This is a genomic window from uncultured Rothia sp., assembly GCF_963507905.1.
In the GTDB taxonomy this organism is placed as follows: domain Bacteria; phylum Actinomycetota; class Actinomycetes; order Actinomycetales; family Micrococcaceae; genus Rothia.
The window spans coordinates 1-24,670 of record NZ_CAUOUU010000003.1; the positions used below are offsets into that span (position 1 = coordinate 1).

Below are 24,670 nucleotides of genomic sequence, written 5' to 3' on the forward strand. Positions count from 1 at the left end.
TCCAGCGGTCGGAAAAGGGGGTTTGGGGCCCCGCCACGGGGGGGGGCCCCCCCCCACCCCCCCCCCCCCCCCCATACTGGGTCGGGTTACTAGTCATACAAAACTAAAAACCAATTCTAAATATTAACAATCTTCCTACTAAATCATTTTCATAGTTCGAACAAGCTATCCTGAACAACAACATCTGTTCTCATGCATCTAGGCCAAATCTCTATACCTAATTCATTACATATATTTCGTGGAATCTTATCCACAACAATGGCAACAGACATTTTTGCACGAGTCACAGCAACATAGAAAGAAGATGCCGAATTATCACTAAAATACTCCTTCTTTTCAATAAATTTTTTTATTGGCTTTGTGGCCATAATTGCGACTCTTTCATACGTTCGCCCTTTTGATACACCTATATTTATAGGATTCCACTCGGGATCACAGGGTATAGCCTTGCTATGCCGCAAGACAACAGGAGAATATAAATTTAAATAGTCTTGGAAATCTTTTTCACAAACAACAAAAACACCCTTATGATTGCCATTATAAATATATCTAGATTGCGTAGGTGGGAATCCCATCTTAGAGTCAAATATTTGATCAGAAAAGGATGCTATTTCCTGCGCGCAACGATATGTATAGTCGCGATGCTCAATTTTTAAGAGCCCCTGGTTTACCTTTCCCCGATACCAATCGAGGACCTTTATCCCAGAATATTTTTTATTCTTATTGGACATCCTACTAGTACTGAGTAAAGCTTGACGAACATCCCCAACAAGCAATAACTGATACCCATCAAAGCCACTTTTTTGAATACCATTATCAAGCAATTTATCAATAACCTCCAATCCGAATTTATTGATATCTTGAACTTCATCAATAAGGATCAAATCAAATATTTTATTTAGACGGTTTTGAACTTTTCCGCCTGAAACCTTAATTATTTCAAACGACAGTTCCTCGAGAAACTCTCTGTGAATCTTTAAATCCTTTGTAAAATATCTCTCAGGAGATGTTTTTTTATGCGTACGCATCATGTTGCCAGTCATATCTTTACCTTCCGGATAATAAAACCCAGAAATTTTTTGCCCAGGAAATAATAGTGGAAGATATGGGCGAACGATTTGATTAATAAGAAACTCATACCACCCAAAAACTTTAGGCTGCTTACCTGAGCCGCAAACCGAGAGCAATCTACTGCGCAACTCATCTTGCCCACTGACAGTATATGTAATAACCGCCAGTTCTTTCAGGCTGCTATTATCTCGACATGTTTCAGCTATATATTGGGTTTTTCCAGACCCAGCGCATGCATGAATAAATTTATGCATCTATTTCTCCACACAACCCAAATTCTATAGAATTTTCCACTCCGCACATACGAGATAAATCATAAATCGCGCTCATAATATAATCTGGAGGAGTTAAAGTTCCTTCCATACCAGCAAGCTCAATTGCCGACATAGTCTTATGCTTTTTCATATTATCTGGCGAAAAACCAGACAACAACTTTACATTAAAGTGATGGACCTGATTTTCAAGAGTATGCCCACATGCAGGGTCACCAATATACATTTTTCTCTTTTCGCCTTCGAGGAAATCATCAATTTTACGAGTCCAATAATCGCTACTTTCCCCATCGTTATCTCGAAGAGCATATAGTTGTCGATTCATTTTACTCGCAAGCTCAAAACATCTAGCAAAAGATGTTCCGCCGATTGACATAACATCAACCCCCAGAGATTCTGGCGTTTTACCAGTTTGATCCCTAAACATTCGATTAAATAGAATCTCATCACTTGGCCCTTCAACTATGATAATTTTATCCGCCAATACAAGCCTCAGAGTATCAAATCCTGAAATTTTTTTATAATAAAGAATAGTATTTTCGCTGAGGCTATTAAATTTTGTAGACTGGCCATCAGATAACAGGATGAGCCTATCAAGACCAAGCCTATTCAATACAAATGGACTGTGAGTTGTTATAAATACTTGGCGATTTCCAGCCAAGCCCTCTATGATATCCAGCAGCTCTCGTAGGCGAGTATGAGATAGATGATTTTCTGGTTCTTCCAAGAAAATAAACTTCACCAATTCATCAGAACCCAACAAAGAAAGTCTCGTCTTCGCCATAATTTGAGACCCTTGCCCAGCCATAGAAAACGGCATATCATCAATGCTCGGAATTATCGCAGAATCCCACGAAGAGGTTTTAGATTCATTCACCTGGATTCCTATAACTCCACGAGTCGAATTGTTTTGCCTAGCATCTTCTCTGATTTTTACATTTATGCCTTCCAAGACACTTTTAGTAATGCCATGTCGAGCTTTTCTGTATTCCAAAGATATGGAGCTTCTTTCTCCATAATTAAGTTTCTCCTCCAGTATCTGCTTAGTGTAATAATCCAGCCCACGAGATGAATAGTAGGACAAAGAATCGATGGATGTAACCCCTAACCCCTTCGGAGTTTTAGATAAAGAACCACCAGAAAAACTAAATCTTTGAATAGAATAATACTCAACTGGAATTATTTGAGGAATATCATCCTGGGAAAAATATGCTTTAATCTCTTCACTATAATCTTCATCTGGGACCGCAACAAAAGAAATTCCAGGACTATCTTCTTTCAACATATTATTCACGCCGCGCAACTCCTGCAATGCACCCTTCGGAACATTAAGATGAACGTCAATTCGTATAGTCGGCAGATCTTCTAAAATTATTGTTCTATTATATTGCAGACCCTTAAATAACTTCTCAACATTTTCCAGGTTGAACCAATATGGGCTGAGTGCTTCGTAGGCGCTTTGGTTATTGATTCTGCCATTTAGACATAACCCCATGGCTTCAAGAACTGTAGTTTTTCCTGAGTCATTCGCCCCAACAAGTATGTTCATACCTGCTCTAGGCTCAAACGTGAAATCTTTAAGTTTCTTATAGCCTTTGATATGAACTTTAGTAATCACTCTAGCTCCTTTGCTAATATCCTGGTCGCTGAGTCTAACTACTCAGCCGGTGTCGGTAAGCCAAATTAGCCCGCCGCATATATGTTCCCACAAGGGTGTTCAAGGCTTCAAGCAGTTTCTTGCTATGTTTGAGACAAAGAAGCCACATGCTGTTCGTACAGCATGTGGCTTCTCGGTATCCAAAGAGGGAGGGGGTTAGGCGTTCAGCTCGCGGAGCCAGCGCGCCGCCTCCGTACCGTAGTAGGTCAGGATGACGTCCGCACCGGCGCGGTGAATCGAACGCAGCGACTCCAACACCACAGCCTTACGGTCAATCCAGCCATTCGCCGCAGCAGCCTCAATCATCGCGTACTCACCCGACACCTGATACGCCGCCACCGGCACCGGCGAAAACTCCGCCACCTCACGCACAATATCCAGGTAGCTACCGGCAGGCTTCACCATCACCATATCCGCGCCCTCCTCCAGGTCAGCGCGCACCTCCAGCAGCGACTCGCGGCGGTTCGCCGGATCCTGCTGATAGGTCTTACGGTCACCCGTGAAGCTGGACTCCACCGCGTCACGGAACGGGCCAAAGAACGCCGAAGCGTACTTCGCCGAATACGCCAGAATCGACACATCCTCAAAGCCAGCCTCGTCCAGGGCTGCGCGCATCGCCGCAATCTGGCCGTCCATCATGCCCGACGGGGACACCGTGTGCGCACCCGCACGCGCCTGCGAAACCGCCATCTTGCAGTACAGCTCCACAGTCTGATCGTTATCCACCACGAGCGTGCCGTGGCCGTCATCAACCAGCACGCCGCAGTGGCCGTGGCTCGTGAACTCATCCAGGCAGGTATCAGCCATAACCACCATGTCATCACCGAACTCCTCACGGCACACCGCAATCGCACGATTCAGGATGCCCTGCGGATCCCAGGCGGTCGAACCGACCTCGTCCTTATCCTCATCGCGGGGAATGCCGAACAGGTCAATGCAGCGGATGCCCGCCTCGTACGCCTCACGCACGGCGGGGATGATGCTCTCCAGGGTGTGCTGGTACTGACCGGGCATCGAACGAATCGGCTGCGGTTCGTCGATGCCGTCGCGAACGAAGAACACCTGAATCAGCTGCGCGGGGCGCAGGGTGGTCTCAGCGACAAGGGAGCGCATAGCTGCGGTGGTGCGCAGGCGGCGCGGGCGGCGGGTGAGGTTCATGATCTCTCCTGAAAACTCGATAAAAATATGTGGTCTTAGATGTGTCTTATTGAGGCCTAGATGAGGGATGCGCCTAAATCAGGGATGCGGCGGCGCGCGCCAAATCCTGCGGTGACGGCGAATCGGCCTGCACATAACGCAGGTTCAGGGCGCGGCATGCGGAGGCGGTACTCGCCCCAATCGCCACCACCGGCGGCACGGACTCAGGCGACACGGATTCAGGCAGCACCGATTCTGGCAGCACCGATTCTGGCGCTAGCGCGGGTGCGCCGTCCAGCAGGGCGTGCAGGCGGGAGGGGGCGGTCACCACCAGCACATCCGGCGCGGGGTTTTCCGTGGCGGGTGAATCTGCGGCATTCCCCTGCACGAGCGCGCGGGCGGCGCTGAGGCTCAGCTCGCCGGGCGCCACCTGCTCGGCGGGCACCATGTCGTAGAGCACGCAGCGGCGGCTCTCCCAGCCCAGGTTTTTGAGGCCTTCACGCAGGGTCGGGCGGGCGTTGGAGCCTTCCAGAACCAGCACGGCGGCGACATCAGCTGCAGGCTTTTCGAACTCCGCGAGCATACCGGCGGCGCTCTGCACCTGCGGCTGAAAATCCGTGCCCAGCCCCAGCTGGGTATGCACGGCGCGGGCGGTTGCCGCCCCCACGCAGGCGATGCGCACTCCCCCACTCGCGCAGGAGCGGGCGAACTGCTCACCCCATAGCTCGGCACAGGCGCGAACCGTGTTGGCGCTTGTGAAGCTCACCCACGCATAGTGACCGGAGGCGAGCGCCTCCAGCGCGACGGCGTGGTCTGCGCCCGGCTCGACGGTGCGTGCCTGCTGCAGCGGTGCGAAGAGTACCCGGCACTCCCCCAGTCCGTTCTGTGCGCATTCTTCGGCGAGGGCGCGTGCGAAGGCGGCACCCTGGGCGGCGGAGCGGGTCAGCAGAACCGTGCGCGGGGATTCAGAACACGAGGCAGACATGACGCCTACTTCAAATCCAATCCGGCAAGGGCTGCAGCGCCCATCTGCAGCAGGTCTTCTGCCACGCGCACGCCCAGGCGTTCGGCGCCGGGCACATCCAGTTCGGCGGTTGCCGAGGTATGGCGCAGCATGTCGGTGCCGTCCGGGGAGGCCACCACGACGTTGAGCACCAGGTCGCCCTCAACCACCTGCGCGTACGCACCGATGGGGGCGGCGCATCCGGCTTCGAGGCGGCGCAGCAGGGCACGTTCGGCGCTGACGGCGAGGCGGGTTTCGTGGTGGTTTGCGGCGATCAGGGCGCGGCCCAGGGCACGGACGGGGCGCGCCACCTCGGGGTCGGTGAGCGCGGCGGGGTCCGGGTTTTCAAACTCGCTTTCGCGCACTTCCAGGGCGAGTGCACCCTGGCCGGGGGCGGGCAGCATGCGGGTGGGGTCCATGTACTCGGTGATGAGTTCTTCCTTGCCCAGGCGCTTCAGACCGGAGACGGCGAGCACCACGGCGTCGCAGTCGCCGCTGCGTTCGGTGCCTACACCGTGGTCGGCTCTTTCGGAAGTTTCGGCGTTCTGGCGGAGCACGACCTGCTTGCCGGCGTGCTCTTCAAGGCCCTTCACGCGGCCGATGCGGGTGCCTACGTTACCGCGAATGTCCACGATTTCAAGGTCGGGACGCAGCGCACGCAGCTGTGCGGCGCGGCGGGGTGAGCCGGTGCCCACGCGGGAGCCGGTGGGCAGGGTGTCCAGGGTCAGGCCGTCGCGTGCCACGAGGGCGTCGCGGGGGTCTTCACGTTTGAGGGTTGCGGCAATAACCAGGCCGGGGCAGGGTGCGGAGGGCAGGTCCTTGAGGGAGTGTACTGCCATGTCCACACGGTTTTCTTCGGAGGCGTTCTCACCGTCGAGCAGACGCTGGCGCAGTGCCGCCGCGAATACGCCGGTGCCGCCGAGGGTTGCCAGGGGTCCGGTGAGCACGTCACCTTCGGTTTTGACGGTGCGCAGGGTGAAGTCCACGACCTCGGCATCTGCGGCGCCGTGGTGTGCCTGGTGTTCGGTGTAGAGGGAGGTGACGGTTTCAGCAGCAATACGGCTTTGGGTCAGGGCGAGAGCAGACCCGCGGGTGCCCAAGATGTACTCGTGATGGCTCATATCTCTCCTTGTCGGTGATGTGTGTGATAGCCCGTAGGCACGTGCGCTCCGACCCGCCCGCACACCCCGGTTAGGGGGTGTTGGGGCGAGCCGGAGCTACAGGGGTGATGTTAGTGGGAGCAACATCCGCCGGAGCCGCATCCACCGGAGCGGCGGGCAGAGGTTTCAGCAACGGTTGCGGCAGAGGCGGCGTCCTCAGAAACGGCGGGCGCGTATTCTGCAACCACCGGCTTCGGTGCGCCACGACCGGGCTTGCAGCAGTCCGGTTCGCACTCGTCGAACCAGCCGTACTGACCGCTCGCGCTCGGGGCGAGGACGCTCTCACGTTCGGGGCGCAGGTCGGCTGAAACGCCGTTCTCCACGCGCTCGGCAATCAGGCGGCGCAGCGACTCAACGTACGCCGGATGCGTGCCGGGGGTGGGGGTGCGCACGGCGACCACGCCCAGGCGCTCGCAGGTGTCCAGCGCCTCGGTGTCCAGGTCCCACTTGACTTCCATGTGGTCGGAGACGAATCCGAGGGGCACCAGCACGACGCCTTCCACGGGGGCTTCGCCGTCCTCCGCCGGGTTGGCGGGGGTGGGTAGCGCCTCCAGGGCGTCGTTGACGTCCGGCTCGAGCCACGGCATGGACGGCGGGCCGGAACGGGACTGGTACACCAGCTCCCACTCGACGTTCTGCAGAAGCTGCGGAGCCTCATCGCGCACCAGCGAAAGCACGGCACGAGCGACCTGCAGGTGCTTCTCCACGTAAGCGGAGCCGCCCTCGTAGTTCACGCCGCGCGGGCCTGCCTCGTTCGCCGCGGAGGTCGGCACCGAGTGGGTGCAGAACATAATCCGCAGGCGCGGGTTCAGCGAACCGCTATCGCGTGCGGCAAGCTGCTCACGCACCGTGGCGAGCCCGTCCTTCAGCCCGTCGGCAAAAGCGCGGGAGAAGCCGGGCACGTCAAAGAACTGACGGATCTTACCCACGTGCACGCGACCTTCCAGCCCGAGCTGCTCGATCGCCACACCGTAGTCTTCACGGTACTGGCGGCAGCTCGAGTAGCCGGGGTAGGCGCTGGTCGCCAGCACGAGCACGTTGCGGTGGCCGTTCTCGTAGGCTTCGGCGAGCACGTCCTTCACGTAGGGCTTCCAGTTGCGGTTCGCCCAGGTGATCGGGATGTGCGGGCCGCGCTCGGCGAGTGCCTGCTGCAGTGCGGCAAGCAGGGCACGGTTCTGCTCGTTAATGGGCGAGACACCGCCGTTGGCGCGGTAGTGGGTGGCGACCTCTTCGAGGCGCTCATCCGGGATACCGCGGCCAGCGGTTACGTTACGCAGGAACGGGATGACGTCCTCCTGCCCCTCGGGGCCACCGAAGGAGGAGAGAATCACCAGGTCGTAAGGGCGCGCCTCTTCGGCACGTTCACGGGTGATGCTGCGTTCGCTTCGGTAGTCGCCGAGGGTCTGCTCGTTGAGCGCGGCGGGGCCGTTGGAGGCGGTGTTCGCCGGGTCGGTGCGGTTGGGTACCACATCGTCCGGCAGGAGCGTGCCGTTGAGGGTTACGCCGTTGTTCGGCTGATGGCTCACGCCAGAACCTCTGCCACTTCGTCTGCGCCGATGCGGCGGCCGGTGTAGAAGGGGGTTTCCTCGCGCACGTGCAGGCGTGCTTCGGTGTTGCGGAAGTGGCGCATCATGTCGACCAGGTCAACGAGCTGGGGTGCTTCGAGGGCGAGGACCCACTCGTAGTCGTTCATGCCGAAGGTTGCCACGGTGTTTGCCAGAATCTGCGGGAAGTCGATTGCCTTCATGCCGTGGTTCTTGAGCATTTCTGCGCGGCGTTCGGGGTTCATGTAGTACCAGTCGTAGGAGCGTACGAAGGGGTAGACGCAGACCCATGCTTCGGGTGCCTTGCCGCGTGCGTAGGCGGGTGCGTGGTTGCGGGTGAATTCTGCTTCGCGGTGTACGCCCATGGTGGACCAGACGATGGTGGTGCCTGCGAAGAGTGCGGTGCGGCGGATCTTGCGGACTGCTGCCTGCAGCTTTTCGGGGCTCTCGCCGTGGGTCCAGATCATGATGTCTGCGTTGTCGCGCATTGCGGAGACGTCGTAGATGCCGCGCAGGGTCACGCCGTCGGCTGCGAGCTGCTCGGCGACCTTCTCGAATTCTGCGCGTGCTTCGTCGGTGTTTGCTTCTGCGGGGCGTGCGCCGGAGCGTGCGAACACGGTGTAGAGGGCGTAGTGCAGGGTTTCGCCTTCTTCGCGGCCGCGACGGTTTTCGTCAGCTGCGGAGTGCTGGACTGCGTAGCCCTTGGGTGCGCCGCCGTAGCCGTGGCCGGGGTGGGTGTAGCTGCCCTGGCCCTGTGCACCGTGTGCGCCGCCGTGGCCGTGTGCTGCGTGATCGTGAGACATTGTGTGTTCCTTTCTTCAGCGAGGGTTCGCTGTGCTGGAGGCGCGGCTTCCGTAGCTGCGCGTTTTCTCAATTTTTGGCTTTGTTGTTGGCTGAGCTGAGTTGTTGGCTGAGCTTCTGCCGTTGCGGTGCCGTCTACTTCGCGGTGGCAACCTTCGGGGAGGTGATGCCTTCCCAGTCTTGTGCGGCGTGGTAGATCAGCTGGTCCATCTGCTCGTAGGTGTCTTTGACGGTGAGGACTAGGCCGGATCCGGCGGCCCAGGAGCCGACGGTGCTGAGGGTTCCGAGTTCGCTGGCGCGTTCGCGGAATTCTTTGACTCGTTCGCGGTGGCCGGGGGTGGAGGCGGGCAGTACGCCGCGCCACCGTACGACGTCCGCGTCGACGAGATTGCGGTGGGTGAGGGCAACATCCATCATGCGGGTGGCATCGCGCAGGGCGAGGGTGATGAGCTGTTCGTCGGCGAGTGCAACTTCGGAGAAGCGGGAGTCTTCGCCGCCGCGGCCGTAGGAGAGGCGCACGACGTGGCGGCCGGGTCCTGCTGCGTCGGCGACCCACTGCCACTTGGCGGTGGCGTGGGTGAGGGCCTTGGCACGGACGGCGGTTGCTTCTTCGGAGACGAGCAGGCCGGTGCCGCGCGGGTGCCTATCCAGGGCAGGGGCGTCAACGACGAGGGTGACGAGGGCGACTTCGGGGCCGGGTTCCAGGGCGGGTAGCGCGGTGGAGACGTGCGGGCCAATGAGTCGGGCTACGGTCGGGCCGTCGGTGGCGACTACCAGGTAGTCGGCGTAGAGGGGGGTGTTTTCGCCGTCGGTGGTGTGGCGCTGGATGATAAACCACTGGCCGGTGGATTCGTCGCGGTCTACGGCGATGACGTCGAATCCGGTGACGATGCGAACACCGGCGGCGTAGAGCTCTTCGACGAGGCGTTCGGAGAGCTGGTTCATGCCGCCGACGATGCCTGCCACCTGAGAGCCTGCCGGTGCTGCGGAGCGGAAGGCTGCCGCTGCTGCGGAGAGGGAGCGGTGCTTACGCAGTGCCGCGCGCAGGCCGGGGATGGTGGCGTCCACGTCGAGCTTGTCGGGGTGGGTGGAGTACACGCCGGAGACGACGGGGGCAACCAGGTTGTCCAGGACCTTCTGGCCCATGCGGATGCGCACGAGCTCGCCGAGGGTCTTTGCGTTTTCGCTGGCGGAGACGGGCAGGAATTTGTCCACCTGGGCGCGGCGCAGACCGTTCTTGCCGATGACGGGAATGAGGGACTTGTCGTTGACGTTGCCGGGGATGCCCATGATGCCGGTGCTGGGGGTGCGGCGAGCGCCTTGCGGCAGGTACAGCCAGGAGCCGTAGGAGTTGGGGGTGACGATCTGGTCGCCCAGGCCGAGTTCTTTGACGAGGTCGCTGACGATGGGGCTGCGGGTTGCGAAGGATTCGGCGCCGGAGTCTAGGAGCAGGCCGCCAACCTCGTGGGCACCGACGGCACCGCCGAGGTGGTGCTTCTGCTCGAGCAGGGTGACGCGCATGCCGGCCGCGGCGAGGCGGCGTGCCGAGATGAGGCCGGAGGGGCCGCCACCGATAACAATGGCGGTGGGCACCTTCTCGTTGCGGGTGAATGCTCGTGCGGCCTGGGTCGCGGTGGAGGAGGGCGCGGTGAAGGAGCTGGCCTGTGCGGTCCGGTGCGGTGCCTGGTTGGTGTGGCCCATGGTGGTTCTCCTTTGGTCTGTCAGCGGGTCTGCCCTGCGGTGTTGGCTTTATCAGCGGGCGCGGTGGTTGTTGGGGGGGCCCGCGGCGCTGATATGTGTTAGCCCCGCGGATCTGTTGCCTTAGCGTGTGCCTGAGCGTGCCGTTTTCTCGTGAATGTACGCCACGAGATCGGTGAGCACCTGCGGGTCGGTGGTCGGGGGTACACCGTGGCCGAGGTTGACCACGTGCGAGGGGGCTGCGCTACCTTCGGCGAGTACCTCATCCACGTGTGCGTAGAGGTTTTCGCTACCTGCGGCAAGCAGTGCCGGGTCGATGTTGCCCTGCAGGGGTACGGCGCCGTTGAGCAGGGTGTTCGCTGCGGACAGCGGCAGGCGGTAGTCCACACCGATGACGTCTGCGCCGGCTTCGTGCATGGCGGGCAGCAGGGCGGTGGTGCCGGTGCCGAAGTGGATGCGCGGCACACCGTATTCGCGCACCATGTCGAGGGCGGTTGCGGAGTGTGCCTGCACGTAGCGGCGGTAGTCGCTTTCGCCGAGGGAGCCTGCCCAGGAGTCGAAGAGCTGCACGGCGGATGCGCCCGCCTCGATCTGTGCGCGCAGGAACTGGCCTGCGGTGCGGGCTGCCCAGGCGGCGAGTTCGTGCCAGGCGGCGGGGTCGGCGTGCATCATGGTGCGCGGGCGCAGGTGGTCGCGGGAGGGGCCGCCTTCGACCATGTAGGCGGCGACGGTGAAGGGGGCTCCGGCGAAGCCGATGAGCGGGGTGTCGCCGAGCATTTCTACGGTGGCGGCGACGGCTTCGCGGATGGGGTCGAGGTCGCTGTCTTTGAGTTCGGGCAGGGCGCGCACCTCGTCGAGGGTGCGGACGGGCTGGTCGAGTACGGGGCCCCTACCGGGCACGATGTCGACGTTGACGCCCGCGAGCTTCATGGGGATGACGATGTCCGAGAAGAAGATGCCGGCGTCGACCTTGTGGCGGCGGACGGGCTGCACGGTGATTTCTGCGGCGAGGTCGGGGGTGAGGCATGCGTCCAGCATGGGGATGCCTTCGCGTACTTCACGGTATTCGGGCAGGGAGCGGCCTGCCTGGCGCATGAACCAGACGGGTCGGTGGCTGGAGGGGCGACCGGTGAGGGCGCGGAGCATAGGCGAGTCGGCGGTGGTGCCTGCGCGCAGGGGGTGATTGGCGGGTAGGTGTGCGAGCTGCTCGTCGGTGAGCAGGGGTCGCTGGGCGTCGGTGGGGTGTGCGGGCAGGGCGGGTGCCTGTGCGGCAGCCGCTGCGGGGCCTTTATCCGATGCGAGGGTGGTGTGCTGGTTTTCGCTCATAGTGTCTAGTGTGACAGGTTTATGTGGGTGTTTTTACGACACTATGTCACGGCGACTTTTACCTAAAGGTGGCTTCCCTAGTGGTGAGGGACGCCTTAGTTCGCGAATATAAGAACCCCGCCTGCCGCCTGTTTGCGCCCGTTTGCGCGGAGATTTGCGCGGCGAATACGCAAGTGAAGCACCAAATGCACCCCTTCGCATTCCGGTGAGCTCTCCCCTACTTGCGCTTTTGAATTACCGCCAGCACTCCGATAACACCACACCAACACCCCGGCGGATACCCCCGCCTCCTGTCCACTATGTGGTGCCCACTAAGCCACGTGGAGCCGTGAACTTAGGTTCTGTGAGCTTTACAGGGGCTTAGTCGGCGTGGTTATGATTAATCCCTAGATGAGTACTTATGCATTTGTGGCATCGCACCACACCGTTGATCTGACCACCGTCGCTGCGTTGAGCGCCGGTGCCTCCGGCGTACCCGATGTTCTTGCGAGCGAGATGGCACGCCAGCTGGGTGTGAAGGGTGCAGTCGTTCTTGCCACCTGTAACCGTCTTGAAATGTATGTTCAGCTACACGTATCCGCCCATGTGCCCATGGTTCGTGAGCTGATTGTCGACTCTATTGCGCGCACCTCCGGGCTGGACAAAGAACTGGTCAATTCCAGCTTCGACGTGTACGCCGATGACGAGGCCGCACGCCACCTGCTGACGGTCGCCTCCGGCCTGGAATCTGCCGTGGTTGGCGAGCGCGAAATCGCCGGTCAGGTGCGCCGCGCCCTGGCCGCCGCGCAGGCGAAGGCACAAGAGGACGGCGTGCCCCTTCCCGGTGAGCTGGTTCAGCTATTTGAACATGCGGCGCATACGGCTCGCCAGGTGGGTCAGCATACGGCGCTTGGCGCTCAGGGCCGCTCGATTGTGTCTGTTGCCCTCGATCTTGCGGATGAGGTTGCCGAGAAGGATTGGTCGACCCGCCGCGCCCTGATTTTTGGTACGGGTGCTTACGCGGGCGCGACCATTGCGGCGCTGCGCGAGCGCGGTTGCACCGATATTTGGGTCAATTCCCGTTCGGGTCGTGCCGCCGAGTTCGCGGCAAAGCGCGAGGTTTCTGCGGTTCCGGTGGACGGCATGGAGCAGGCTATGGCTTCTGCCGACGTCATTATTGGCTGCTCCGGCGGTTCCGATCCGCTGCTTCCCGAGCAGATTCCGGCCGGTCACCACACGATCCTTGACCTGGCTCTTTCGCGTGACTTTGACCCCTCGGTCGCTGACCTGCCGAACGTTGAGCTGATTACCCTCGAATCGGTGCGCCTTGCCGCACCCGAGGAAACCGAGGAGTCCGTGGCGACGGCTACCCGCATTGTGGAGTCTGAGCTGGTGGCGTTCCTGTCCCGTCAGCGTTCCCGCACGATTGACTCCGCGATTGTTGCGTTGCGCTCGCACACCATGGACGTGCTGGATTCCGAGCTGGAGAAGGTGCGTAGCCAGTTTGGTTGCGGCGCGGCGACGGAGCAGTTTGAGCTGGCGATGCGCCGCATGGTGAAGTCCCTGCTGCACACCCCGACGGTGCGCGCTAAGAAGCTTGCGGCGGAGGGCCGCACGGAGGATTACGTGCAGGCACTGGAGACTCTCTACGGTATTCAGGTGGAGGACTCTTAAGAGCCTGCGCTCCCCCGCCACGTTTTTCTGTGTTTTGCGTTTGCTGTTGGTGTTCGTCGGTGGAGTATTTTATTAGCCCCCGGCGAAGTACCGCCCGTTCACGGTGCCGATGAGCGCATTCACGCTAGAGTAGAAACTAAGTAAGGTAAGTTTCTTTCCGGGCGCACGCATAGCGGCGCCGGACTATTCTGCGAGGAGACTCATGGAAATCAAGATTGGCGTTCGCCACATTGCTCGTGAAATTATTGTTGAGACCAGTGAGGCTAAGGAAATCCTCATGGAGAAGGTCTCGAAGGCTATTGAGGATGGCTCGCTGCTGCAGATTATGGACGACAAGGGCAACACCACTCTGATTCCCGGTGCTCAGATTGGCTACGTTGAGCTGGGCTCCGACGCGAAGCGTCACGTGGGCTTCGGTATCGGCGCCTAATTAGTTCGGTAGCTGCTTCCCCCTTTAGCTTGAGCTTCCCCCCGCATCCGCAATGATGCGTAACCGCGCTTTAAGTGCTGTGTGCGTGCACTGTATGCGCCGTACGGTTACGCCGTGCCGAATGCGGGGGCTTGCATTTTAAACCGCCCGCGCAAAAACCTCGCGGCACCCGGTTTTGGGGCGGTATATCGCCCATCACGGGCGCACACCACAACCGGTCGGGGGTGCGCCGGAAGCAAATCCGGGTTAATATTGAGGGGTTAAGTGAATGACCGGTCGTACCCCTTTCAAGACCCCGAGGCTGCACCGCCTTCTCATCATGAATAACCATGAGTATTAACCATGCGTGCAGGCGGCGTCTCGGTAAGAATTTCCCGTGTAAGAATTTCCCGCGGCCGGCTTTCGACGCCCGCCCGTCACCGCCTCCACCGTTGGGGCGCTGGCTGGTGCACCCCCAATTCGGGGAGAAACACACCCCGAACAGGGGTAGAAAGATACGGTCCAGTGACTGAAACGAACACGCAGGAAACCACTCAGACTGCAAAGTCCTTCGCCGACTTCGGCGTTCGCCAGGATATTAGCGACGCCCTCGCGGCGGTTGGCATTACCTCCCCCTTCCCCATCCAGGAGCTGACTCTTCCCGTGGCTCTGTCTGGCCAGGACATCATTGGTCAGGCGAAGACCGGTACCGGTAAGACCCTCGGCTTTGGTCTGCCCACCATTCAGCGCGTGGTCGGCCGCGACGATGAGGGTTGGGCTGATTTGGAGTACCCCGGCGCACCTCAGGCGCTGATTCTGGTTCCGACCCGTGAGCTTGCTATTCAGGTGGGTGAGGACCTGGCGATTGCTGCGAAGCTGCGCAACGCCCGCGTCGCCACCCTGTACGGCGGTGTGCCGATTGAGCCTCAGGCGGAGCTGCTGCGCCGCGGCCTGGAGGTTGCGGTGGGTACCCCCGGCCGCATTATCGACCTGTACCAGCAGGGCTTCCTGAACCTGAAGCAGGTCAAGATCGTGGTCCTCGATGAGGCTGACGAGATGCTGGATTTGGGTTTCCAGCCGTCGGTTGAGAAGATCCTCAGCTACCTGCCCGAGGACCGCCAGACCATGCTGTTCTCCGCAACCATGCCCGGCCCGGTCATTGCGATGGCACGCCAGTACATGACCAAGCCCATGCGCATTAGCGCCGCTGACCCCGAGGACGCCTCGAAGACTAAGGCGTCGATCCGCCAAGTCGTCTACCGTGCACACCACCTGGACAAGGACGAGATGATTGGCCGCATCCTGCGTGCTACCGGCCGCGGCCGTACCGTCATCTTCACCAAGACCAAGCGTGACGCTGCCCGCGTGGCGGAGGAGCTGGTGAACCGTGGCTTCGCCGCCGCTCCCCTGCACGGTGACCTGAACCAGGTTGCGCGTGAGCAGGCGCTGAAGGCGTTCCGCACCGGCAAGGTCGACATTCTGGTTGCGACCGACGTGGCGGCTCGCGGTATTGACGTTGAAGACGTGACCCACGTGATTAACCACCGCGTGCCCGAGGATGAGAAGACTTACCTGCACCGTACCGGCCGTACCGGTCGTGCGGGCAATGAGGGTACCGCTGTGACCCTGGTTGACTGGGATGACCTGCCGCGTTGGAAGGTCATTAACGATGCCCTGGAGCTGGGCGTTCCGGAGCCGGTTGAGACCTACTCTTCCTCTGAGCACCTGTTCTACGACCTGAACATTCCGGCTGGCACTAAGGGCCGCCTGCCGCGCGAGGAGCGCGTGGCTGAGGGCATGGGCGACGAGTTCTTTGAGAGCGCCCGCGACTCGCGTGATGGCCGTCCGGCTCGTTCTCGCGGTGGCCGCGATGGTGGTCGTTCTGGCGGTCGTGACGGTGAGAAGGGTTCGCGCCGTTCCCGAGGTTCCCGTGACGGCGGCCGTGAGGGTCGTTCCGGTGAGGGCCGCGGCGAGCGCCGTAGCCGCTCCGAGGGCCGCAAGCGCACTGAGCGTTCCGAGCGTTCTGCCGAGCGTGCGGAGCGTACCGAGCAGGGCGCATCCGAACGTTCTGCTGAGCGTTCTGAGCGTGCGCCTCGCCAGCGTCGCCGTACCCGCCGTGTTGAGGGTCAGCCGGTGGAGGGTGAGGGCCGCCGCCGTACCCGCCGCCGTTCTGAGGGTTCTCGTTCTGAGGGTTCGCGCGGTAAGGGCCGTGGCGCTGACCGTGCTGGTTCTGAAGGCTAGGGCCGGGGTTGGGTATTTCAGCATCCCCGGCGCCCGCCGCGCCCTCCCCTGCCGCTGAGGCGAACCGCACGGATTCGACTGTTTTCGATCCGCAGGGCCCGTCGTTGCTGGTGCAGGCAGATAACCTGGAGTATCTGCGTGAGCTGCCCGATGGTGCGTTCACCGTGATTTACATTGACCCGCCGTTCAATACGGGTAAGAAGCAGACGCGCCGCACGTTGAGCGCGGAGGCTTCTGAGAAGGGTGACCGTACCGGTTTTAAGGGCAAGAGCTATTCGAGCACCCTGCAGACTCTGGCGAGCTATAACGACTCATTCGAGGATTATTGGGCGTTCCTTGCTCCGCGTATTGAGCAGGCGCATCGTCTGCTCGCGCAGGACGGCACTCTGTATCTGCACCTGGATTGGCGTGAGGTTCATTATGTGAAGATTATGTGCGACATGATTTTTGGTCGTGAGAACTTCATTAATGAGCTGATTTGGGCGTACGACTACGGCGCGAAGTCTACGCGCCGCTGGCCGACAAAGCACGACAATATTCTGGTGTACGCGAAGGATCACCGCAGCTATTATTTCAATACTGCGGAGGTTGATCGTGAACCGTATATGGCTCCGGGCCTGGTGACTGAGGAGAAGGCTTCTCGCGGTAAGCTCCCTACGGATGTGTGGTGGCATACGATTGTGTCGCCTACGGGTAAGGAGAAGACGGGTTATCCTACGCAGAAGCCTACGGGTCTGTTGCGTCGTATGATTGCGGCGAGTTCCCGCCCGGGTGATTGGGTGTTGGATTTCTTCGCTGGTTCTGGTTCTACGGGTGCGGCGGCGGCTCAGTTGGGCCGTAAGTTCGTGTGTGTGGATCAGAATCCGCCGGCTATTGAGGTGATGGCTAAGCGTCTGGGCGTGGATCCGGTGTCTTTTGAGGCGTACCGTGGTGTGCCGCGTGGGGCGAGTGTGTTGTTCACGCCGAAGCGTACGGTGGGTGTTCGTGGCGGTACGAGTCGTGATGCGTTGACGGCGGCGAGCCGTCATGCGTTGAAGGCTGTGTTGGATACGTTGACGGAGACTACGCAGCCGGTTGAGGGCGCGTCGTGCCGGTTTGTGCGTCACCGGTCAATGGATGCGGTGGATAAGAAGATGCGTATTGATGGTCGTGATGAGTTGCGTCGTCAGCGTCAGCATCAGGCGCGGGCTAAGGCTCGTGCGGCGCGTGCGGCTGCGCAGCTGGATGCGGCGGCTGCGGGTGCGGTGTTGCAGCATCATGCGTCGCGTGAGAGCGTCTAGGCGGTCTTTTCCGCGTGTCCGTGAGAGTTACGTGTTAAGAGTGTGGGGCGGGTTCCTTGATGAGGAACCCGCCCCACACTCTTTTTGTTTTCACCTCATTGCATGTTCTTTAAATCTCTACCTGAAGGTTAGGATTTTTGATACGCTGAGAACGTTCTACTCACTGGGGCGCACAAAGATTGTGCCCCCTTCTGTTCATGAAGGAGCTATGATGCTTCGACAATTATTCACCCGCCCCACGAAGCGGACCATCCAGGCCGGCGGCACGGTACTGCTGGCAGGCGCCATGGTGTGCGGTAGTGTTCCGGCGTATGCTACCGGGCATTTGAAGCCTCACGAGGTGACCCCTATTGTGCAGCCGGACGAACCGGCAGTGACCTGTAACGACCGCGCAGAGTATGAGTATTATCGGCAAGATGGTGAGTTGGGGCGTCGCGTTATCTTTAGTTGGGCACAATGCGTTGGTCTGATTTCTGAGCGCCAGAAGTACCAAATGGTCAAGAAAGATAGTGTTATTTCTCGCGGCCAGTTTGTGGAGTATCTATACCGTCTGTCAGGTTCTCCTGAGGTGAAGAATCTTCCGGCTCAGTCTCCGTATGGTGATATCAAGACTGATGATCCGCGTTTTCCTGTGGTGATGTGGGCTCGTCAGCGGGGCATTACCTGGGGTTGGAGTGATGGGAATTTCCATTACGATACCCCTGCTAGTGAGGCTGCTACTGCCTTGATGGTGTATCGATTGGCGGGTAGTCCAAACGTAACGGTAGAAGTAGACGATCCTAATGCCTATTTTCTATATACTCCTTGGAAAGAAAAATGGCCGAATATGCCATATAATTCGGAGCTTCATAAAGCATACACCTGGCTATACTATGGTCTTCAGAATCCAAATAATAAAGATTCTATTGAGAACGTATCGTATCGACAGTACGGTATCGTATCACCTAATGATAAATTTGAATGGTTGACTTACGCTACGTATGAGCAGGCTATCGAAGTGATTCGTTTGGCAGATAAATCTTTTAATTTTAAATAGGATTTACCCCTCACCCGTTGACAGGTGAGGGGTATTCTTCAGTAATTTTTATTTCTTGAGTGGATAATCTTCTGGATTTAATTTCTTCTCTGCAGTTTCATTAGATGTATAGGCATACTGAATAATTTCAATCTTGCAGGCTTGTTTCAGGGGATTCTCAATAGAGAACTTCCATGCACCTTCCAGCGCCTTGGGTTTAGGTTTGTTATTGTCTTCGTAGTCCATGTGGCATTGGTCGTATGCGTTTGCTCCAATAATATTCAAACGCCTAACACTACCTTCAAGATAGAAGCCCCACAGTGAAGCAAGGATTCTTTCTAGGGGTACTTCTTGGCTTGGTCCGTAGGGGTTGTCTGAGCGTACTCCTGTAAAGGTGCAGTCACTAGCCCACTTGCTGATATACCAGTTCGCTGCCTCGTGGTTATGTGCTTTATCTGAGACTGCGTCATGCCAGCTGGAGGATTCACCGATACAGCCTACATAGTTATTCCGTGGCATGAGGGCGAACCATCCGTGGCCGCCGTTCTCTTGAACCGCACACCCCTTTCTGTCGCCAAGATACAGAGCAAACCGACACAGTTTCATTCTCTCCTTCAGCTTCAGTGCAATGTTAAAAAATCTTTAAAGTAATAAATTTCATACGCCTCATTAATATGTTGAAGAAAATTAAAATATTTACATGAAACTTGAAACGAATTTATGTAAAAATCATAAATTTTCTTGCAAAGAGAAGAAAAAGCGATACACACTAGAGATACCTTCTGCAGCGCAGCACTGTGCTACGTGCAGAAAGTATCCGCCCACTAACGTCACTTCGTCGTGATGAAGGGCAAATAATTCACTCACCTCTAGGAGACATCGATGTCTGAATATCATGCGCCATCACGGCGTGCCCTTTTGGCAGGAGGAGCTCTTGCCGCAACCACTGCAGGAGTCTCAGCTTTCTCCCCAGCCCATGCTGAGCAAGCAAATAAGCCTGAGGAGTTTATGACTCCTGCCCCAGAATGGGTAGAGAATCCCCAGAAGCGGCTAGACGAGTTCCGTACGCGCCTACAATACTTCGAGTACAATACCAAAGCGAGGCCGCGCACAGTCCACAATCTTGCAAAGAACGGCCTTCACGTTAATGTTCTGGATTACTGCGTAGACCCCACGGGTGTAGTGGACTGCACCGATCAGCTGAATAAGCTGGCAGAGCGCCTGTATTGGCTCGGTGGAGGATCAATTGAGCTGCCTGCCGGTATTTACAAGGTGTCGCACCCCTTCATTCACTTGCTCGATAAGGTGGAGTTTTTCGGCCATGGAATGTCTACCCGAATTATTGCGACGTCCACAGATGCGCTTACCAAGGCAGCGGGTACCTCTGATGAATGTTTCGGCGTTTTTCATACGGGAACTTATCAAAATCCGATATCTAATGCGACAAATAATCGTCCGATGCGCTTCGGAGTACGTGACATGTGGATTCGCACAAGTACCAAGAAAGGGGATATCAACGTAGATCAGCTTAGGGATAATATGCATGCTGGGGCGCCACTAGCTCATGTTGCAGGGGTTATTCTGCATACTGAGTTTACGGGTAAGCCTAATGACCCTGAAGCTGTCCCTTCCCTCTCTAACCTAGAAATTTGGGATGTAGATATGGGCGTTGCGATTTTGGGGCTTCATGACCGAGGTATGAAAGTCGATAAAATCCGTGTCCGCAAGTCTTTGCGCCAAGGCTTGCTGGTTGGCAAACCTGTCGGTCATCCGTTACGCCGCAAAGATGGCAATAATCCTGGTGGCGCAGATAATAAGTTCCTTACAGTAGATATCTCTGATGCCAACCTTTCAGGGAAAAACTACGCCGGAATTGAAATCTACGCCTCCCAATGTAAATTCTTTGGGTCAACCAGCTGGTACAACCGCCGATCCGTGCTACAAAATTCTATCTACGTAACGCGGAAAAAGGACCAGTCCGACGATCAATATACTGCCAAGACCGGTGCTGGATGGTATGTCGCCGGAACACGTAACCTCTTTCAAGGATGCACGGCTCAAGAGAACGGCGGCCACGGATGGTTCGCCCTAATGCCACGGAATAACTATGTAGGCTGTATCGGTGAATCCTCCAGCTGGCATGACGCAGTCTCAGATAAAGCACATAACCACGAGGCAGCAAACTGGTATATCAGCAAGTGGGCTAGTGACTGCACCTTTACAGGAGTGCGCTCTGATAATCCTTACGAAGATAGTGACAGGCCAGAGGATAAATTTTCACTTGATACGGCTCTCGCAGCACGATGGGGGTTCTATCTTGAAGGTGGTGCAAAGCGTCTTAGTATTATTGGCGCAAATGCTTTCGATGCTTGTCAGATGAGTGATAAGACCAGAACTGCGGCCCAAAAGAAAATTATGGGGGATAAATGGGTTCTTAAAATTAACTCTGAGCTTTATGAGCTATTAAGGATCGAAATTAATAATTTTAAATTTGAGGGAAAGCTTGTAGCGCCGAGAATCCCTAAAGCTGAGAATGAGTCCACAGAAAACTAGAAAATAGTTTGGTCCCCTGCATAGAAGAGCAGGGGGCCAAACTATTTTTATAATCTTTTAAAATACGCCTCGAGTATCCGCCATGCGCAATACTTCAAAAGCCTGTTCATATGTTGCTTGGAAAGTCCATTGACTCACTCGTCGACCTTCAGAGTCCATGCTCGCTACGTCATGGTACCTAACTGATTCGTGGAAGCCAGTGTACTTCTTATCAGAGCCGGCTCCTGTGTATTTCAACCAAACATAGGCCCGATGCAGCTCTGAACCGTAAGGAAGGTTGGGGTTCCGCTTGGTCCAGGGTTCTTCCTCATTTGGAGGATTCATATCGGGTAGCTTGACTGCCGGACTACCAGCTAGGCGGTATGCCATAAGCACCGTTGTTTTTTCACCTGCTGGGGCATCGTAATGGAAATTCCCATCACTCCAACCCCAGGTAATGCCCCGCTCACGAGCCCACATCACCACAGGAAAACGCGGATCATCAGTCTTAATATCACCATACGGAGACTGAGCCGGAAGATTCTTCACCTCAGGAGAACCCGACAGGCGATACAAATACTCCACAAACTGGCCACGAGAGATCACGGTGTTTTCTTCGATTAGCTGATACTTCTGGTATTCAGAAATCAGTCCAACGCACTCAGCCCAGTCGTAGATAATCTTGCGACTGTAATCCACATAACCATTCGGAAGGTACTTATATTCGTAGATTGCGCGGTCGTTACAGGTCACTGCCGGTTCATCGGGCTGCACAATAGGGGTCACCTGGCGAGGCTTCAGAACACCAAGAGAATACGCCGGAACACTGCCGCACACCATGGCGCCAGCCAGCAGTACCGTGCCGCCAGCCTGGATAGCCCGCTTCGTAGGACGGGCGAATAATTGTCGAAGCATCATAGCTCCTTCATGAACAGAAGGGGGCACAATCTTTGTGCACCCTCATGAGTAGAACGTTCTCAGCGTATCAAAAATCCTAACCTTCAGGTAGAGATTTAGAGAATATGCAATGAGGTGAAAACAAAAGAGTGTGGGGCGGGTTCCTTTACCGGGAACCCGCCCCGCACTCTTTCGTCTTAGTGCTGTGCCGCCAACTGCTCACGGATACGCGCCACCGTCACCGCATCCGTCGTGTTCTCACCCAGCAGGTTCGGCTTACCCGCGCCGTGATAATCACTCGAACCCGTCACCAGAACCTCACGGCCCGCCTCACGCTGACGCTCAATGAACTCCAGCAGACGCGCCCGGTCCTCCGGAGAGTTCTCACGGTGATACACCTCCACACCCGCCAGGCCAGCATCCACCATCAAACCCAGGTACTCCAGGCTCAGGGCGGGTCCACGCATCGTACTCATCGGATGCGCAATCACCGGCACGCCCCCAGCCTCACGCACCAGATGCACCGCCTCCAGCGGGTCCAGCGCATCCTGCGGCACATAGTAGGGGCTGCCCGTGTACAGCAGCTTCGCGAAAGCCTCAGAACGGTCAGCAACCATACCAGCAGCAACCAGCGCATCGGCAATATGGGGGCGGCCCACCGCCGTGTTCCCCTCCCCCACCTGCGCCAACACGTCATCCCAGGTCAGCGGGTAGTCGGCGGCAAGACGGCCCACAATAGCCTGTGCACGGCCCTCACGGCTGGCGCGAATCGCCTCCACACGGCGCGCCAACTCCGATTCCACCGGGTCAAAACCGTAAGCGAGCAGATGAATAGTCTTCGTGCGTGTGCGGCCCTCACCGTCGGTGTACCGGTAACGGCAGGAGAACTCGGCACCCGGTAGAAAATCTAGACCGTACTCATCCGCCAGCTGAGCCGCCTGCGCCCAGCCAGCCGTCGTATCGTGATCAGTCAGCGCAAACCCAGCCAACCCGGCGCGAGCAATCAGCGGCAGCAGCTCGGTCAGGCTCTGCGTGCCGTCAGAAATAGCGGAGTGAATATGCAGATCGTAACGCCCGGCACGGTTCAGATTTTCAGGCGCACCCGATTCAGCGGGCTGCAGTGCCTGCTGCGCATTAGGTGCACTATTTCGGTGTTCTGTCTGCGTCATATTCTCTCCTTCCCCGCCCCTGCTAGTTCGTCGCCACCTCAGCGGGGTTTAAGGCATGTCATCTACTCTTCTGATTCAACCCTACCAATATCGGCGGCGTAATATCAGGCACCCGGTCGCAGGTCAAAGATATATTCTGCTCCACCGCGCCCTCTCTTATGGTCAAAAGCGCTAAAACACCTGCCCACCTGTGGTGAAGGCGATATGATTAACCCATGACTGAGAACAACGAGAAGAGCACCGAAGCTCAGAAGACTGACCACCGCAGCACCCCTAAGGCGTCTGCGTTCACCGAATTCATTGCCGCAAACTGGGCACCGGCCGAAGATGACGGCTACACCCGCGAGCCCGTAGCAGACTACGCAGCTGAGCGCCGCGCCAAGATCTCCAAGGCATTCCCCGGCGAGCGCCTCGTCCTGCCCGCAGGCCCGCTGAAGGTCCGCTCCAACGACTGCGACTACCGCTTCCGCCCCCACTCGGCGTTTGCGCACCAGACCGGCCTGGGCATCGACCACGAGCCTGACGCCGTGCTGATCTTCGAGCCCGTCGAAGAGGGTACCGGCGACAACGGCTCCAACCACGAGGTCACCCTGTACTTCCGTCCGCTGGCTGGCCGTGACACCGCAGAGTTCTACGCGGATGCACGCTACGGCGAGTTCTGGGTTGGCCCCCGCCCCACCCTGAAGGAATTCTCCGAGCGTTACGGTCTGCGTACCCGCGACCTGTCCGAGCTTGAGGTTGCTATCACCAAGAACGCCGGCAACCAGGGCCTGGGCGGCGTGAACATCCGCCTGGTCCGCAACGTTGACCCGGCTGTTGACGCGCTGGTTGACACCTCCCGCTACAACACCGGCGTGGAGCTGGAGCAGGCTGACAAGCTGGACTCCGAACTGGCCGTGGCGCTCTCCGAGGCTCGCCTGATTAAGGACGCTATCGAGGTTGAGAACCTGCAGCGTTCCGTTGACATGACCGTCAAGGGCTTCGAAGAGGTCATTCGTGAACTGCCGAAGGCTAAGGAGCACCACCGCGGTGAGCGCGTCGTTGAGACTGCGTTCTTCTCCGTGGCACGTACCGACGGTAACGACCTGGGCTACGACACCATCGCAGCGTGCGGTAACAACGCAACTATCCTGCACTGGATCCGCAACAACGGCACCGTCGATGACGGCAAGCTGCTGCTGCTGGACGCAGGCGTTGAGGACGACACCCTGTACACCGCAGACGTGACCCGCACCTTCCCCGTGAACGGTAAGTTCACCGAGGTTCAGGCGAAGGTCTACAACGCTGTGCTGGAGGCTGCTGACGCCGCATTCGCTGTGGCTAAGCCGGGCCGTAAGTTCCACGAACTGCACGACGCCGCGATGGAGGTTCTGGCTCACCGTCTGGAAGAGTGGGGCCTGCTGCCGGTTTCTGCCGAGGTTTCCCTCACCATTGAGGGCGGTCAGCACCGCCGCTGGATGCCGCACGGCACCAGCCACCACCTGGGCCTGGACGTGCACGACTGCGCGCAGGCGAAGGCTGAACTGTACATGTGGGCTGAGCTGGAGCCGGGCATGGTCTTCACCATTGAGCCGGCGCTGTACTTCAAGGAAGAGGACATGTCCATTCCCGAGGAGTACCGCGGTATCGGTATCCGCCTTGAGGACGACGTGCTCTGCACCGAGGACGGCAACGTGAACCTCTCCGCTGCACTGCCGCGCACCGTTGAGGGCATCGAGGAGTGGATGGCGAAGCTGGCGAAGTAAGCCTGACTCTTCACGCCACTAACACCGGTTAGTGCCGGTTGTATGTGCATAGCGAAAGCC

The 24,670-nt window shown here is 57.9% G+C and carries 19 protein-coding genes; 7 read left to right on the forward strand and 12 right to left on the reverse strand.

Annotated elements, in window-relative coordinates; translation table 11 throughout:
• Positions 1-149: 149 nt before the first annotated feature.
• The 9 genes from RQ593_RS02805 to hemE form a co-directional block, all read right to left on the reverse strand.
• Positions 150-1,325: an AAA family ATPase gene (locus RQ593_RS02805; protein WP_311449771.1), complete on the reverse strand. Its 1,176-nt coding sequence runs from the start codon at positions 1,323-1,325 to the stop codon at positions 150-152.
• Positions 1,318-2,961, reverse strand: a complete 1,644-nt coding sequence (locus tag RQ593_RS02810; protein WP_311449772.1) for an AAA family ATPase — start codon at positions 2,959-2,961, stop codon at positions 1,318-1,320. The genes RQ593_RS02805 and RQ593_RS02810 overlap by 8 nt, the downstream gene beginning before the upstream one ends.
• A gap of 195 nt (positions 2,962-3,156) precedes the next feature.
• Entirely contained in the window at positions 3,157-4,158 is a 1,002-nt protein-coding gene (gene hemB / locus RQ593_RS02815) for a porphobilinogen synthase (RefSeq protein ID WP_311449773.1), read from the reverse strand.
• Positions 4,159-4,231: 73 nt separating this feature from the next.
• Positions 4,232-5,122 carry a uroporphyrinogen-III synthase gene (locus RQ593_RS02820; protein ID WP_311449774.1) on the reverse strand — a complete coding sequence of 297 codons (891 nt, stop codon included), beginning with the start codon at positions 5,120-5,122 and terminating at the stop codon, positions 4,232-4,234.
• A gap of 5 nt (positions 5,123-5,127) precedes the next feature.
• A complete protein-coding gene (locus RQ593_RS02825; protein ID WP_311449775.1) occupies positions 5,128-6,261 on the reverse strand; it encodes a hydroxymethylbilane synthase in 1,134 nt (377 codons plus the stop codon).
• 110 nt (positions 6,262-6,371) lie between these two features.
• The gene (locus RQ593_RS02830; RefSeq protein ID WP_311449776.1) at positions 6,372-7,826 is read right to left on the reverse strand and encodes a ferrochelatase; all 1,455 of its coding nucleotides are present in this window, start codon (positions 7,824-7,826) and stop codon (positions 6,372-6,374) included.
• A complete protein-coding gene (hemQ, locus tag RQ593_RS02835) occupies positions 7,823-8,647 on the reverse strand; it encodes a hydrogen peroxide-dependent heme synthase (RefSeq protein ID WP_311449777.1) in 825 nt (274 codons plus the stop codon). The genes RQ593_RS02830 and hemQ overlap by 4 nt, the downstream gene beginning before the upstream one ends.
• Before the next feature lie 133 nt (positions 8,648-8,780).
• On the reverse strand, positions 8,781-10,346 hold the full coding sequence (gene hemG / locus RQ593_RS02840) for a protoporphyrinogen oxidase (protein WP_311449778.1): 1,566 nt from the start codon (positions 10,344-10,346) through the stop codon (positions 8,781-8,783).
• A 120-nt stretch (positions 10,347-10,466) separates the two neighbouring features.
• Entirely contained in the window at positions 10,467-11,669 is a 1,203-nt protein-coding gene (gene hemE, locus RQ593_RS02845; RefSeq protein ID WP_311449779.1) for a uroporphyrinogen decarboxylase, read from the reverse strand.
• 390 nt (positions 11,670-12,059) lie between these two features.
• On the opposite strand from hemE, the gene RQ593_RS02850 reads away from it, so the two are divergent.
• From RQ593_RS02850 to RQ593_RS02870, 5 genes are all read left to right on the forward strand, one after another.
• Positions 12,060-13,322: a glutamyl-tRNA reductase gene (locus RQ593_RS02850; protein WP_311449780.1), complete on the forward strand. Its 1,263-nt coding sequence runs from the start codon at positions 12,060-12,062 to the stop codon at positions 13,320-13,322.
• Between the two features lie 202 nt (positions 13,323-13,524).
• Entirely contained in the window at positions 13,525-13,752 is a 228-nt protein-coding gene (locus RQ593_RS02855) for a DUF3107 domain-containing protein (RefSeq protein ID WP_060824512.1), read from the forward strand.
• 504 nt (positions 13,753-14,256) lie between these two features.
• Positions 14,257-15,972 carry a DEAD/DEAH box helicase gene (locus tag RQ593_RS02860; protein WP_311449781.1) on the forward strand — a complete coding sequence of 572 codons (1,716 nt, stop codon included), beginning with the start codon at positions 14,257-14,259 and terminating at the stop codon, positions 15,970-15,972.
• A gap of 8 nt (positions 15,973-15,980) precedes the next feature.
• Entirely contained in the window at positions 15,981-17,252 is a 1,272-nt protein-coding gene (locus tag RQ593_RS02865; protein ID WP_311449782.1) for a site-specific DNA-methyltransferase, read from the forward strand.
• 208 nt (positions 17,253-17,460) lie between these two features.
• Entirely contained in the window at positions 17,461-18,288 is an 828-nt protein-coding gene (locus RQ593_RS02870; RefSeq protein ID WP_311449783.1) for an S-layer homology domain-containing protein, read from the forward strand.
• A 48-nt stretch (positions 18,289-18,336) separates the two neighbouring features.
• Here the strand turns inward: RQ593_RS02870 and RQ593_RS02875 are convergent, their stop codons facing one another.
• Positions 18,337-18,873 carry a hypothetical protein gene (locus RQ593_RS02875; RefSeq protein WP_311449784.1) on the reverse strand — a complete coding sequence of 179 codons (537 nt, stop codon included), beginning with the start codon at positions 18,871-18,873 and terminating at the stop codon, positions 18,337-18,339.
• A gap of 276 nt (positions 18,874-19,149) precedes the next feature.
• On the opposite strand from RQ593_RS02875, the gene RQ593_RS02880 reads away from it, so the two are divergent.
• Positions 19,150-20,820, forward strand: coding sequence for a transcriptional initiation protein Tat (locus tag RQ593_RS02880; protein ID WP_311449785.1), 1,671 nt, complete (start codon positions 19,150-19,152; stop codon positions 20,818-20,820).
• Between the two features lie 57 nt (positions 20,821-20,877).
• On the opposite strand, the gene RQ593_RS02885 is transcribed toward RQ593_RS02880, so the two are convergent.
• Together RQ593_RS02885 and RQ593_RS02890 are read right to left on the reverse strand one after the other, a co-directional pair.
• A complete protein-coding gene (locus tag RQ593_RS02885) occupies positions 20,878-21,717 on the reverse strand; it encodes an S-layer homology domain-containing protein (protein WP_311449786.1) in 840 nt (279 codons plus the stop codon).
• Between the two features lie 176 nt (positions 21,718-21,893).
• Positions 21,894-22,865, reverse strand: a complete 972-nt coding sequence (locus RQ593_RS02890; RefSeq protein WP_311449787.1) for a PHP domain-containing protein — start codon at positions 22,863-22,865, stop codon at positions 21,894-21,896.
• A 215-nt stretch (positions 22,866-23,080) separates the two neighbouring features.
• Between RQ593_RS02890 and RQ593_RS02895 the strand changes: the two genes are divergently transcribed.
• Positions 23,081-24,610, forward strand: coding sequence for an aminopeptidase P family protein (locus tag RQ593_RS02895; RefSeq protein WP_070688539.1), 1,530 nt, complete (start codon positions 23,081-23,083; stop codon positions 24,608-24,610).
• The last annotated feature ends 60 nt before the right edge of the window (positions 24,611-24,670 follow it).

What these genes read in the sequence shown, in the direction of transcription:
- RQ593_RS02820 (WP_311449774.1), bottom strand. Translation starts at nt 5,122, where the DNA reads ATGTCTGCCTCGTGTTCTGAATCCCCGCGCACGGTTCTGCTGACCCGC.
- RQ593_RS02850 (WP_311449780.1), top strand. Translation starts at nt 12,060, where the DNA reads ATGAGTACTTATGCATTTGTGGCATCGCACCACACCGTTGATCTGACC.
- RQ593_RS02870 (WP_311449783.1), top strand. Translation starts at nt 17,461, where the DNA reads ATGATGCTTCGACAATTATTCACCCGCCCCACGAAGCGGACCATCCAG.
- RQ593_RS02880 (WP_311449785.1), top strand. Translation starts at nt 19,150, where the DNA reads ATGTCTGAATATCATGCGCCATCACGGCGTGCCCTTTTGGCAGGAGGA.
- RQ593_RS02875 (WP_311449784.1), bottom strand. Translation starts at nt 18,873, where the DNA reads ATGAAACTGTGTCGGTTTGCTCTGTATCTTGGCGACAGAAAGGGGTGT.
- RQ593_RS02885 (WP_311449786.1), bottom strand. Translation starts at nt 21,717, where the DNA reads ATGATGCTTCGACAATTATTCGCCCGTCCTACGAAGCGGGCTATCCAG.
- RQ593_RS02855 (WP_060824512.1), top strand. Translation starts at nt 13,525, where the DNA reads ATGGAAATCAAGATTGGCGTTCGCCACATTGCTCGTGAAATTATTGTT.
- RQ593_RS02890 (WP_311449787.1), bottom strand. Translation starts at nt 22,865, where the DNA reads ATGACGCAGACAGAACACCGAAATAGTGCACCTAATGCGCAGCAGGCA.
- RQ593_RS02805 (WP_311449771.1), bottom strand. Translation starts at nt 1,325, where the DNA reads ATGCATAAATTTATTCATGCATGCGCTGGGTCTGGAAAAACCCAATAT.
- RQ593_RS02825 (WP_311449775.1), bottom strand. Translation starts at nt 6,261, where the DNA reads ATGAGCCATCACGAGTACATCTTGGGCACCCGCGGGTCTGCTCTCGCC.
- hemB (WP_311449773.1), bottom strand. Translation starts at nt 4,158, where the DNA reads ATGAACCTCACCCGCCGCCCGCGCCGCCTGCGCACCACCGCAGCTATG.
- hemQ (WP_311449777.1), bottom strand. Translation starts at nt 8,647, where the DNA reads ATGTCTCACGATCACGCAGCACACGGCCACGGCGGCGCACACGGTGCA.
- hemE (WP_311449779.1), bottom strand. Translation starts at nt 11,669, where the DNA reads ATGAGCGAAAACCAGCACACCACCCTCGCATCGGATAAAGGCCCCGCA.
- hemG (WP_311449778.1), bottom strand. Translation starts at nt 10,346, where the DNA reads ATGGGCCACACCAACCAGGCACCGCACCGGACCGCACAGGCCAGCTCC.
- RQ593_RS02895 (WP_070688539.1), top strand. Translation starts at nt 23,081, where the DNA reads ATGACTGAGAACAACGAGAAGAGCACCGAAGCTCAGAAGACTGACCAC.